This window comes from Vibrio artabrorum (assembly GCF_024347295.1).
GTDB lineage: Bacteria > Pseudomonadota > Gammaproteobacteria > Enterobacterales > Vibrionaceae > Vibrio > Vibrio artabrorum.
The window spans coordinates 1,041,072-1,053,610 of record NZ_AP025459.1 but is presented as its reverse complement, the minus strand read 5'-3'; the positions used below and the strand labels follow the sequence as shown (position 1 = coordinate 1,053,610).

Below are 12,539 nucleotides of genomic sequence, written 5' to 3'. Positions count from 1 at the left end.
CATGTGCTCCCTCTATATCGATTTAAACTTAGTTCAACTTGTTAAGCGTCGGGTATTCAGAGTTTTTGATATCATCAATGCTCTTAACGAACGGCTTCAAGTTTTGGAAAGTGGCCGGCAAGGTCGCAATGGCTTTCTTAGCTTCTAAGCGTGTAGCGTAGTCACCGTAAAGAACGGTAAACCATTTCGTGCCATTAACCATTTTGTAGTTTTCCCAAACAGGTTGCTGTGTCATCGGGAGCATTTTTACGAAAGAGTCGACTTTATTTTGGGTGCCTACCGCTACCACTTGAACGGTGTAACCGAAGCGCTGGTTCATCTCTTGTTGTTTCTTGGTTGGGCCTACAACAGTGGCAATTGGCTTAACTGCCGTTGTTTGAGTCACTTTTTGTTCAACCGGCGCGGTCTTGACAACAGGTTGTTCAACATTCTCTTCAACAACACTCGTTTGTTCAGATTGAGATACAACGGGTGCTTCAACTTTGGCTGTTTTGTACTCTTCTTGATAACTATCTGAAGTTACATTTGTAACGTAATCGCCAGACACACATGCAGCCAAGAACAGTGGCAAAGTCACAATTGCAAATTTTTTCATAGGAAACTCTATATCCTTAATAATAATTACTATAAATCATGCCGATACGTCGGTTCAGAATCAAGTTAACTTTGAGATTATACATCATTAGTGGGTGACCTATTTCACAAACTTTATGCCATATTTGCTTATTATTCTAAAATCGGTGTATTTGACATCAACCTGCAACTGAAAAGTGGGTTACGATGAACTAACGCGCATTGCCAGGATATGTCTATGAATCATCTTGATCCCCTACTCAAACCCCGCTCAATCGCTGTAGTTGGTGCTTCTCAACAAGAAACGCGAGCGGGATATATCGTTATGAATAATCTGCTGCACGGGGATTTTAAAGGTGCGGTAATGCCAGTTACGCCTAAATATGACTCTGTTGCAGGCGTACTTTCTTACAAGAACATTTTATCACTGCCTATCGTGCCCGATCTTGCTATTTTATGTACCAATGCAACGAGAAATATCGCGATTTTTGATGAGTTAGCGGAGAAAGGTATCGCGTCTGTCATTGTTATGTCATCTGACATGCACCGTATCAGTGATAATGGTGAGACCTTTGAATCCCGATGCCTAGCGATCGCAAAAAAGCATAACATTCGTGTACTTGGTCCAAATAGCCTTGGCATTATTATTCCATGGTTAAAGCTAAATGCCTCTTTCTCTCCTGTCACGGCTCTACCTGGTAAAATTGCGTTTGTTTCACAATCTGCAGCCGTGTGTACTACGATTCTCGATTGGGCAAATGATAAAGAGATTGGTTTCTCGGCGTTTATCTCGATAGGTAATGGCGGCGATATCGAATTCTCGGAATTGTTGGATTATCTGAGCACCGACTCCCACACTGAAGCAATCTTGCTCTATCTTGATAGTATTAAAGATGCAAGACGCTTTATCTCTGCAGCACGTGCCGCCTCGCGTAATCGAAGAATTCTGGTGCTTAAAGGTGGAAGAACCGTGAAAGGGCGAGCGGCTGCAATCGCCCATACCGGCGGTGTCGACACATTAGATATTATCTATGATTCAGCCATTCGACGCAGCGGCATGTTGCGAGTTAAAAACTTACATGAACTGTTCGCTGCGGTAGAAACTCTGACTCATTCAGTGCCCTTGAGAGGCGAGCGCTTGGCGATTGTTACCAATGGCGGCGGCCCTGCTATTATGGCGGTCGACACCTTATTTGACCGTGGCGGAAAGCTTGCTGAGCTATCAGAAGAGACAGTCGAAAAATTGAACGAGGTTTTGCCAGAAAGTTGGTCTTATAGCAATCCTATCGACATTGTTGGCGATGCCGGTGATCAACGCTATATCGACACCATAAACATCTTACTCGATGGCGATGAAGCGGATGCGATTTTGATCATGCACAGCCCTTCAGCCATTGCACATTCAACTAAAACCGCAGAGCGAATCATTGAAGCCATTAAAAAGCACCCTCGCCACAAGCGATTTAACATCCTGACCAATTGGTCTGGAGAGCTAACAGCAAGGCCAGCACGAAAGCGGTTTACCGAAGCGGGTTTCCCTACCTATCGAACACCTGAAAGCTCAGTGGTCGCATTCATGCACTTAGTCGAGTACCGACGTAACCAACGTCAACTGAAGGAAACGCCGACCACGGCAGAAAAAGTACACATTGAAGACTTAGCGGATGCGAAAAATTGGATAAAACGACAACTACTGGATAAAAACACAGTTAGTCTTGATACTCATCAAAATAGCCAGTTCTTCAAGAGTTTCAATCTCGATGTATTACCGACCTGGATCGCATCTGATCCGAGTGAAGCGGTACACATTGCCGAAACCATTGGTTATCCCGTTGCAGTGAAATTACGTTCACCGGATATTGCGCATAAGTCGGACGTACAAGGTGTGATGCTGAATCTACGAAACAGCAATGAAGTCGCAAATGCAGCTCAGGCAATTCTCGATCGCTCTCAATTATCGTTCCCTACTGCCCATATCCACGGTCTGTTAATTCAAGGTATGGCGAAGCTTGCAGGAGGCCAAGAGTTGCGTGTTAAAGTCATTACAGACCAAACTTTTGGCCCCATAATTTTACTCGGCCAAGGCGGTTCAGAGTGGGATGAGTCTATCGATGCTGCCGCTGCGTTCCCACCGCTAAACATGACACTGGCACGCTACTTGATAATTCGGGCGATAAAAAGTGGCAAGATCCGCCTACAAAAACTCCCTAATCCAATCGATATTGCGGGACTTTCTGAATTATTGGTGCGTATATCGCAAATGGTGGTTGATTGTCCGGAGATACATGATTTGGATATCCATCCAGTACTGGCTAATGGAGATAAGTTTACCATTTTAGACGCCGATATTATTTTGAAAGCTTACGAAGGAGACCCTCAAGAGCGACTTGCTATCCGTCCTTACCCGGTTGAGCTTGAAGAACAAATCCAGTTAAAAGATGGGACGCAAGTGTTGCTACGCCCTATTTTACCGGAAGATGAACCGCTTCATGCTGACTTCATTAGCCATGTGTCTAAAGAAGATCTCTATAAACGTTTCTTTAGTGATGTGGGTGAGTTTAATCATGAGGCATTGGCCAATTTCACTCAAATTGATTTCGATCGAGAGATAGCATTTGTGGTTGTTCGTAAGGAACAAGGCGTTCCTGCTATTATCGGGGTGTCGAGAGCCTTGATTAATCCAGAAAATACCGACGCAGAGTTTGCGATATTAATACGTTCTGATCTCAAAGGTATCGGTTTAGGTCGAATTCTTCTCACTAAGGTAATCGACTACTGCCGAGCCAAACAGACCAAGCAGATGTCAGGTATGACAATGCCGACAAACAGAGGGATGCTAACACTCGCTCAAAAACTCGGTTTTAAGCTAGAGATCAGTTTTGAAGACGGTACTGCGGACATGGTATTGCCATTACTTAAGTGACCATGTCTTTTTAAGGTGTTGAATACACCATGATTTAGCGTCGCCCATTTTGTTGCGTCGCCAAGCCATAACGATATCGATCGGCTGTGGTTCTGTTCCCGAAATCTGCTGTAGAACGCCCGATTCAATTAAAGGTGTAGCAACGCTAGTCGGTAAAGTACCAATCCCTAATCCACTTATCAGAGCCTCTACTTTTGCAGGGAAGCTTGTCACAGTTAGCCGTGGCTGTTTTTCTAAAATATTAATACTTAATGCTGGTTGATCACGAGCGGTATCCGCAATGGCAATAACCCTGTAACTTTCCCTTGCTTTTTGGTTAAATTCACCAGAACGTTTGTGTACATAATGGTTTGACGCTGCAACCCAAACCATTTCCATTTTACCGATAACGTCACTTTTAAGACCGTTAGGAATGGTGTCAACCTTTGGGCACACGAGTAAGTCGGCACGATCGTCGATAAGCGCCTCCCAACAGCCCGCTAATATTTCTTCTTGTAAACGAACGCGTGTCTTACTGATTTTTCCAAGCTCATCGACCATTGGAAAAAAATGAGTAATCGGAATAATACCATCAAAGGCAATGGTTAAATCCAACTCCCAACCATTGGCGAGAATGCTCGCCTCATTAACGAGTCGTTCTGTTGCTCCAAGAATTACCCTACCTTGCTCAAGTATCAATTGGCCTGCTTCTGTAAAATTCGCTCGATGTCCAGAACGGTCAAAAATCATAATATCTAAGTCTTGCTCTAATTTCTGAATTTGGTAACTCAGCGATGATGGTGCTCTATCCATTTCATTTGCCGCAGCGGCGAAACTTCCCCGACGCTCGATGGCATCGAGTATGTGTAGTGCTTCAAGTGTTATTGGACTATGCATAGCTTTCCTATTATTAAAATGAGATTTAGTTCACAAAAATACAAGCCTTTAGAAAATCAATACCGTTGTAAAAAGTCATTGGATACAGTTACTTAAGCTCACTCATTATCCATGGATTGATTCAATTCAAAAAAACAAGTAAATACAAATAATAGTAATTATCATTTAGATCCAATATTATCAATCACAGACCACGATAATACTATGAAACTAAGGTAACTATTCGATGTATAAGCAATCCCTACTCTCAGCTTCAATCATTTTGGCGCTTTCATCAACATCAGCTTTCGCTGAAGATTATGCCCTATTTGACGAGGTTGTTGTATCGTCAACTCGCACGAATCAAACTCTTATCAATACCGCGGCCTCTGTGACGGTTATCTCTGATAAGCAAATTGAGGAGAACATGGCAAAAGATGTGAACGAAATCTTCGAATACACACCAGGTATCACGATGAACTCGAGTCCTCGCCAAGGGGCGCAGACTATCAATATTCGTGGCATAGAAGGCAAACGCGTTAAGATTTTGGTCGATGGGTCCTCTCAACCAGGCTCATTTGACGGTGGTCCTTACGCATTTATTAACTCTAGCGGTATTTCAATCGATCCTGACATGATCAAAAGTGTCGAAATTATCAAAGGTGCGGCTTCAAGTTTACACGGAAGTGACGCTATTGGTGGTGTGGTTGCCTTTGAAACGAAAGACCCTACTGATTTCTTGAAAGCGGGCGAAGACTTCGGTGGCCACGCGAAACTATCTTACTCTTCAGAAGATAACGCTTTCAGTGAGCATGTTGCCTTAGCGAATCGATTTGGTGATTTAGAAACATTGGTTGCCTACACTCGCCGTGACGGTAAAGAGCTGCAAAACTTCCGTGACTCTAATAACTTAGAGAATTACGCAGTAGAAAATCAAGACACATCAGCGGATAACCTATTGGTAAAACTGCAATATCAATTGAATGAAAGCCATCGTATTGAGTTTCTCGCTGAGCTCATCAAAGATACTTCAGACTCGGACATTTATCACTCAAGCTACGATAGCTACACGGGTGCAGATGATACAGAGCAAAATCGATTTGCGATTAAACACATTTGGTTCGCTGATGGTGCTATCGCTGACACCGTGACAAGTAAGGTGTCATACATATCTAAAGAAGAAAATGGTGTGACGAAGCGTTTTAAACCAGCGGGGCCAGGTATGCCACCTTGGGTGCCAGCGAACAACGATAACTTGCAAACGAAAGACTATGAATACACCGAAGATAAGCTTGAGGTCGAAACGCAGTTAGATAAAGAGATTAACAACCATTACCTCGTTTACGGTGCAACATATACTCATAGTGATATCAGCAATACCAACATGGAGTATAATTCTGATCCTGCGACCCCTGATCAGCTTTATGTGTACACTCCTGATGCGAAAGAGCAAAAATTTGGCCTGTTTGTTCAAGACGAAATGAGCTTAATGAACGACAAACTGATTGTTACTCCAGGTGTTCGTTTTGACTACTTCTCAACGGACCCTGGTAATAATACCGCAGAATCATTAACTGATTTCTCAGATTCTGCGGTAACTGGACGTTTAGGCTCAACATACAAAATTACTGATACAGGCACCCTTTTTGGCCAAATTAGCCAAGGCTTTAGAGCCCCTTCTTTCGATGAACTGTACTACACGTATGACAACCCAGGACATGGTTACGTAAATGACCCCAACCCGGATCTTAAGTCTGAAACCAGTATCTCTTACGAACTAGGTTACCGTCATAATACACAGGCTTCGTCGTCTGAAATTGCTGCTTATTACAGTGATTACGATGACTTCATCGAAAATGTGGTCACGAAAAAAGTGGGCGGAACAACACACTACTCTAACGTTAACTTAGATTCGGCAACAATTAAGGGGGTTGAATTCTCCAACACGTTACTGTGGGATGTTTTGGTCGGTGCACCAAAAGGAATTTCAACTCACTTCGCTGCTTCATATACAGAGGGTGAAGATGGAAACGGTCATGCACTAAATAGTGTAAACCCTTGGAATGCTGTATTAGGTCTTAACTACGATGCGCCAAACCAAAACTGGGGGACTAGCCTTAAGTTAAACTACACGGCTAACAAGTCTGGTTCAGACATTAACTTCGATGACGAAAGCGGTGGCAACGCGGGTCAAACTGAACTCCCGAGTGCTACGGTTGTTGACCTAACGGCTTACTACAAGCCAATGAAGGACCTGACTATTCGTGGTGGTGTATTCAACTTGACTAACGAAGAGTACTATCGTTGGAACGATATTCGTGGCGACGATCAGCTCTACAAAGAGAACTCGCAAGCAGAAAGAAACTACGGCATTTCAGCTAAATACGAATTCTAATTTATTCAATAATCTACATCGCAGAGACTAAAAAGCCAGCTAAATGCTGGCTTTTATCTATTTCACTAAAAGTGGTATGAAAAAGGTGATAAGTGAAATTATTTCGCTGTCATTTCTTTTTTTACCATTACTGCGGCTGCAATAATGAAAGTGATGATTAGACCAAGTTCCATGATTAACTCCAAAGAAAATTAACATTAAATACACAACTTGAGAGAATGATAGCATACCGAATACAGAATGACACTTTTTACACTGTCATTGACTCTTTAAACGATTTAGATCAAAAAAGGATGCTTTTAAACATCCTTTAAAATTAAATCAACTTGGAAAACCATTAGGGTTTGTTGATTGCCAACGCCAGGTATCTTCGGTCATTTCACTCAGGGTTCGCGTTGCATTCCAACCCAGCTCTTTTTGAGCTTTTGCTGGATCGGCCCAACATTCCGCGATATCACCAGGGCGACGTTCAACCAGTTTATAAGGGATTTGTTTACCGCTTGCTTTTTCGAATGCTTTTACCATGTCTAAAACACTTGAACCATTGCCGGTGCCAAGGTTGTAGATATGAAGACCATCTTTACGCCCTACTTTCTCAAGTGCAGCAATATGGCCATCAGATAGATCCATAACGTGAATGTAATCTCGAACGCCAGTACCGTCTTTCGTTGGGTAGTCATTACCAAATATAGATAAGTACTCGCGTCGCCCCACCGCAACTTGAGAGACAAATGGCATCAAGTTATTGGGAATACCTTGTGGGTCTTCTCCCAACTCTCCACTTGGATGTGAACCGACTGGGTTAAAATAACGCAGCAGTGTAATGCTCCAGTCTGGATTGGCTTTTTGGAAATCAGTTAAACACTCTTCTACCATCAACTTACTACGCCCATAAGGGTTAGTTGCACTTGTTGGGAAGTCTTCTGTAATCGGAACGCTAGCGGGATCGCCGTAAACAGTAGCAGACGAACTAAACACCAACGTTTTCACATTGGCTTCGCGCATTGCATCAACCAGTACTAGCGAACCATTAACATTATTGTCGTAGTACTCAAGTGGTTTTTCGACAGATTCACCGACCGCTTTCAGGCCAGCAAAATGAATTACCGCTTCGATGCTATGTTCTTTCATGGTTTTAATCAAAAGCGCTTTATCACGAACGTCACCTTCAATAAAATTAGGGCGAACGCCAGACACTTTTTCAATACGCTCAAGAACACTTGGTTTGCTGTTGTACAAGTTATCAAACAGTACTGGCGTCATGCCTGCGTTAATCATCTGGATACTTGTATGGCTACCAATGTAACCCATGCCACCTGTCACTAGAACATTCATGTTTGATAACCTTATCTAAATAGATGAATCTATTGCCATGATACCTTAAGTCGAGGCCCAGTCACAAATACCGGATACCATTAATTCTTTTCGACGAGCATTGATTGACAGTGAAACAGTGTCTGCCAAAGGGCGTTAACGGGTGGCATCTTTGAGGTAAACGCCCTACTTTTACTAATGGTACGTTCGTAGATAACAATATCAAAAACTTGAATTACATCACTGTTAAATTTTTTATTTTGTATCAACGTCTTTAAATACCTCTAACATAAAAGGTCAACCCAAGTGACAACCAAGATAATGCTTAATTGCGACATGGGAGAGAGTTACGGAAAATGGAAGATGGGTGACGATGAGTCAGTCATGGAGTGGGTTGATATGGCAAACATTGCTTGCGGTTTTCACGCGTCGGATCCACATGTGATGTCAAAGACCATCAAACTGGCACAGCATTACCGTACTCAAATTGGTGCTCATCCCGGCTACCAAGATTTGGTTGGGTTTGGACGTCGCTCAATCCCACATACCATGGATCAAATAAGTGAATTAGTGTGTTATCAAGTCGGCGCATTACAAGCCCTTTGCCGCTATCACCATGCCTCTGTTGGGTATGTGAAACCTCATGGTGCCCTTTATAACGATATGATGGCGAACATCGATATTTTTAACGCTGTTGCTCAAGCGGTGGCTGAATTTAATATCCCTCTCATGATTCTTTCTTCATCTGATAACCAACAATATTTAGATATAGCAGACGATCACGACTTACCTCTACTGTTTGAAGCATTCGCTGATCGAGCTTACTTAAATAACGGTCAATTGGCGCTACGCACGCAAAAAGGGGCGGTATACGTAAATCAAGATGATATCTATAACCAAGTCATGCAAATCGTTAATTATGGATCTGTAACGACGATTGAGGGTGAGCGACTGTCTATTGAAGCGGATACCATCTGTGTACATGGTGACAACCCCCAATCTACCGCACTGATTAGAAAAATCAGACAAGATCTAAATGCATTGAATTAGTTGGATCCACTAAATCCTATGTACAACTTAGGACATAGCCGTTAGACCGCTAAATTTGGAAACGAACATATCATAACGAATGGAAACAAAATGTCGACGAATCCCATTGAATTCAATATTGCGCCTGTTGCTGAGTGCAGCGTGTTAGTGACTTTAACGATACCCCCCTCAACCCATCGTTCTCCCACCATTTACGCGCAGTATATTGCGCGCGCTTGTGATGCAATTCGTCAAAACCTAGCCACCGTTTTAATGAATGTAACCCCAGCTTACTACTCAATATTGGTTGACTATTTACCTTATCGAATTTCAGAACAGCAATGTATAACACAACTAAATTTGCTGTTAACCCAGACCCTATCTTCATCCATAAAGACCAATGACACGGGCAATATTATTGAATTACCCGCGTATTATTCACTAGAAACAGCGCTCGATTTACATAGATATCAAGAAAAAGGCTTATCACTTAACGATATCATTCAATACCACACCTCACAGACGTACTGCGTCAGTGCCATTGGGTTTATGCCAGGCTTTGCATTCATGTCAGATGTGGTTAGTGAGCTTATTTTACCGCGCCATTCAACGCCTCGCTTAGCTGTGCCAAAAGGCAGTATCGCAATCGCAGGGTCAAAAACAGCGGTTTACCCATCAGAATCACCTGGTGGTTGGAACATTATTGGTCATTGCCCGTTGCCGTTGTTTGATCACCACCAATTAAAGAGTGCACAGGGTACACAACCGTCACTATCACTGCTAAATGTCGGTGATACGGTCCATTTTACATCAATCTCGAAAAGAGAGTTTATCAAGTTAAGTCGAGGTGTCACCAATGGTTAACTCAGCCGTGACACCCACAATTACGGTGATCAAGCCCGGCCCACTTTCTCTTATCCAAGATTTTGGCCGGTTTGGGGTTGCTCATCTTGGCTTAACACAGGGAGGGCCTGTTGATGACTACTCCTATAGTTGGGCAAACCATCTGCTCGGCAATCCTGTTAACCGAGCTGCGTTGGAGGTGACTCTTGGGCAATGTGTTTTAAGAATCGATTATGATTGTGAGATGGCTTTATGTGGCGGTGATTTACAGGCTAAGCTCGATGGTAAACCTCTTGATAACTGGAGCACCTTCCAAGCTTTTAAAGGACAAATTCTCTCATTTGGTAAAGCGATGAACGGGTTGCGGTCATATATCGCAATTAAAGGGGGCTTCCACGTTCCCATGACGATGCACAGTTGTGCGACCGTGACACGAGAAAAGATCGGTGGACTAAACCAAGATGGGCAAGCCTGCCAGAAGGGACAGACTATCAATTTTATCCAACACGATTTATGCCGACCATTTAAAGCCGTGAGCGTCACCTTCCGATATCAACCTGATTACAATTTACCGGTTAACTTAAGAGTGATTGAAAGCTATCAAAGTACCCTATTTTCAGAATCAGCAAAGAAGACGTTGTATAACGCGCGTTACCTCGTTGACCAACATTCAAATCGAATGGGTTATCGCCTCAGTGGTGACCCCATCACTTCCCCTGACATAACCTTACTATCGGAAGGGATTGCACTTGGTGCTATTCAAATCCCACCAGATGGACAACCTATCGTGTTGCTTAATGATAGACAAACCATTGGTGGCTACCCGAAAGTAGGATGTGTTGCAAGAATCGACCTACCGCGCTTAGCACAAGCAAAAACTGGACATGCGATAACATTTAGCAAAGGCGACCGTTTGGGCTTGCAAGAGGTTTGGTGTCAATGGGCGCAATTTTTCGGTTATTAGTGGTTTTATTTTTATGTATTTCAATAAGCAAAATAACGAAAGAAACGTCTCAATTAAAAATCCAGCTGACGGTTAACCATAAGCTGGATTTTTTGCGACTGAATTTAAGCGGTTTGAGGTTTGCTACACTTTTTAAACGCGATTTTGCCCAAAAACTTTGGCGAGAGCATCTGGATAACCCCGCTCTTTTGTCAAACCTATGGCTCTGTTTTCAATATCATTCGAATTTAGTGACATTGTCACTTGGTGGGTATCTTCAATCGATACCGCCTCCGCAATATCAAACCAATGCTCAGCCACTTTTTGGGCTGCCTCTAACGTTGAGGATGCTTTTACGACTTCAAGCCGCGCATAACGGTCACCGCAGAATGAAACGTCTGACGCTCTTAAACTCGGATCGGCTCCAGGGATCTGCTGCGCACCAAACAGAGGCTTACCTCCAACCTGTGCGGAACGAAAGCTGGGTATGAACTGAGACATGTGTCTAATAGCGGCTCGAGTTCTTAGCTCTAACTCCTCTTCACTCCAACCAGAAACGATTTTCTTAAGAAGTTTCGATGGCAGTTGAGGCTGTGAAGAGTCGGTAGACGATGAAACCAACCCGCCTTCAAACAGAGTGATCCCTTCAGTCATTCCGTGAAGCTGAAACACTCCGTCTGCGTACGGCGTTAATTGAGCCATACCTTGCGGTGTTCCTCTTGGACCATGAAAGATAACCTCTGGCCACTCTTCCTGACACTTTTGGCCATATGGCCACTCAGTCACGTAGGCGGCTTTAAATTCAACCAGTCGTTGTTGCTTAGAACCCACAAAGTCATCCACAATGCCGGTTTCGAAGCCACTGGCGTTAATTAAATAGTCGGTAGTGAGTTTGCAGCGTTGGTTATCAATATCGGTATAGGTCAAAGACCAACCTTGCCCCGTAGATTCAACCGATTGTAAGCGGCTGTTGGTCAATACCGTACAATTGGGCTGTTGTTCTAAAGAAAGCTGAGCCGTCGCAGAGAGTCGGAATACACTCCAACCGTACTCTTGAACCATAACAACAGGATACTTAAGCGTCTCTAAATCGGTATGTTTTGCAAAAGGAATACACCAATCATCGAGTGATGTCGGTTGCTGAGGTTGCGTTCTCTCTGCTATCGCTAACAAGTCCTCTTTACTATACAGTTTGTAATAGTCTTGTGGGCGACCAAGCACTTGGTGGTTTTGATCTTGGTTTACAAGCTCTGTATAAGCATGCTTGATTGTTTTCAAGCGAGGAAGCAGATCCAACGGTTCCCCACCATCACTATGTGGGACAGCGATAATGGTCGGACGAATGTTTATCGTATGAGGAAATAAACGCACGGTATCAATGGACTGCCTAAGCAACTGAAGACACTGTTCTACCGAAATATCGCGATATAAATTGCCCCCCGCATGCAGGTGGCAAATGGGTGGCCCATTCACCAAACTCGGTCCTTTTTCCAAGAGAGTGACCTCAAAGCCCAACTCGCTAAAGTGAATCGCACTTGTCGTTCCGGCTATGCCACCACCAACAATAGCAATAGAAGGTTGAATTATATCCATTTTGTTGTGGCTCATTGTGTTCTGTTGGATAGGATTAACTGACGTCATTCTACTTTTGTTCTGCTCTGAAT

9 protein-coding genes are annotated in these 12,539 nt (G+C 43.4%); 5 read left to right on the top strand and 4 right to left on the bottom strand.

What is annotated here, in order from left to right; translation table 11 throughout:
• Window positions 1-28: 28 nt before the first annotated feature.
• Window positions 29-595, bottom strand: a complete 567-nt coding sequence (locus OCU36_RS18690) for an SPOR domain-containing protein (protein WP_261840004.1) — start codon at window positions 593-595, stop codon at window positions 29-31.
• Window positions 596-811: 216 nt separating this feature from the next.
• Between OCU36_RS18690 and OCU36_RS18685 the strand changes: the two genes are divergently transcribed.
• A complete protein-coding gene (locus tag OCU36_RS18685) occupies window positions 812-3,496 on the top strand; it encodes a bifunctional acetate--CoA ligase family protein/GNAT family N-acetyltransferase (protein WP_261840003.1) in 2,685 nt (894 codons plus the stop codon).
• Here the strand turns inward: OCU36_RS18685 and OCU36_RS18680 are convergent.
• Complete coding sequence (locus tag OCU36_RS18680) at window positions 3,485-4,372, bottom strand: LysR family transcriptional regulator (protein ID WP_261840002.1); 888 nt, start codon at window positions 4,370-4,372, stop codon at window positions 3,485-3,487. The genes OCU36_RS18685 and OCU36_RS18680 overlap by 12 nt on opposite strands.
• A gap of 226 nt (window positions 4,373-4,598) precedes the next feature.
• Between OCU36_RS18680 and OCU36_RS18675 the strand changes: the two genes are divergently transcribed.
• Complete coding sequence (locus OCU36_RS18675; RefSeq protein ID WP_261840001.1) at window positions 4,599-6,746, top strand: TonB-dependent hemoglobin/transferrin/lactoferrin family receptor; 2,148 nt, start codon at window positions 4,599-4,601, stop codon at window positions 6,744-6,746.
• 321 nt (window positions 6,747-7,067) lie between these two features.
• Here OCU36_RS18675 and galE read toward each other — a convergent pair whose 3' ends face one another.
• Entirely contained in the window at window positions 7,068-8,081 is a 1,014-nt protein-coding gene (gene galE / locus OCU36_RS18670; RefSeq protein ID WP_261840000.1) for a UDP-glucose 4-epimerase GalE, read from the bottom strand.
• 285 nt (window positions 8,082-8,366) lie between these two features.
• On the opposite strand from galE, the gene OCU36_RS18665 reads away from it, so the two are divergent.
• The 3 genes from OCU36_RS18665 to OCU36_RS18655 all read left to right on the top strand — a co-directional run bounded on the left by OCU36_RS18665 (window position 8,367) and on the right by OCU36_RS18655 (window position 10,896).
• On the top strand, window positions 8,367-9,110 hold the full coding sequence (locus OCU36_RS18665) for a 5-oxoprolinase subunit PxpA (protein ID WP_261839999.1): 744 nt from the start codon (window positions 8,367-8,369) through the stop codon (window positions 9,108-9,110).
• 90 nt (window positions 9,111-9,200) lie between these two features.
• Window positions 9,201-9,953: a 5-oxoprolinase subunit B family protein gene (locus tag OCU36_RS18660; protein ID WP_261839998.1), complete on the top strand. Its 753-nt coding sequence runs from the start codon at window positions 9,201-9,203 to the stop codon at window positions 9,951-9,953.
• Complete coding sequence (locus tag OCU36_RS18655) at window positions 9,946-10,896, top strand: 5-oxoprolinase subunit C family protein (RefSeq protein ID WP_261839997.1); 951 nt, start codon at window positions 9,946-9,948, stop codon at window positions 10,894-10,896. The genes OCU36_RS18660 and OCU36_RS18655 overlap by 8 nt, the downstream gene beginning before the upstream one ends.
• A gap of 132 nt (window positions 10,897-11,028) precedes the next feature.
• On the opposite strand, the gene OCU36_RS18650 is transcribed toward OCU36_RS18655, so the two are convergent.
• Entirely contained in the window at window positions 11,029-12,483 is a 1,455-nt protein-coding gene (locus OCU36_RS18650; protein ID WP_261839996.1) for an FAD-dependent oxidoreductase, read from the bottom strand.
• Window positions 12,484-12,539: the final 56 nt, after the last annotated feature.

Excerpts from the sequence above, each read along its gene's own strand:
- OCU36_RS18690 (WP_261840004.1), bottom strand. The coding sequence starts at position 595 with ATGAAAAAATTTGCAATTGTGACTTTGCCACTGTTCTTGGCTGCATGT.
- OCU36_RS18685 (WP_261840003.1), top strand. The coding sequence starts at position 812 with ATGAATCATCTTGATCCCCTACTCAAACCCCGCTCAATCGCTGTAGTT.
- OCU36_RS18680 (WP_261840002.1), bottom strand. The coding sequence starts at position 4,372 with ATGCATAGTCCAATAACACTTGAAGCACTACACATACTCGATGCCATC.
- OCU36_RS18675 (WP_261840001.1), top strand. The coding sequence starts at position 4,599 with ATGTATAAGCAATCCCTACTCTCAGCTTCAATCATTTTGGCGCTTTCA.
- galE (WP_261840000.1), bottom strand. The coding sequence starts at position 8,081 with ATGAATGTTCTAGTGACAGGTGGCATGGGTTACATTGGTAGCCATACA.
- OCU36_RS18660 (WP_261839998.1), top strand. The coding sequence starts at position 9,201 with ATGTCGACGAATCCCATTGAATTCAATATTGCGCCTGTTGCTGAGTGC.
- OCU36_RS18655 (WP_261839997.1), top strand. The coding sequence starts at position 9,946 with ATGGTTAACTCAGCCGTGACACCCACAATTACGGTGATCAAGCCCGGC.
- OCU36_RS18650 (WP_261839996.1), bottom strand. The coding sequence starts at position 12,483 with ATGAGCCACAACAAAATGGATATAATTCAACCTTCTATTGCTATTGTT.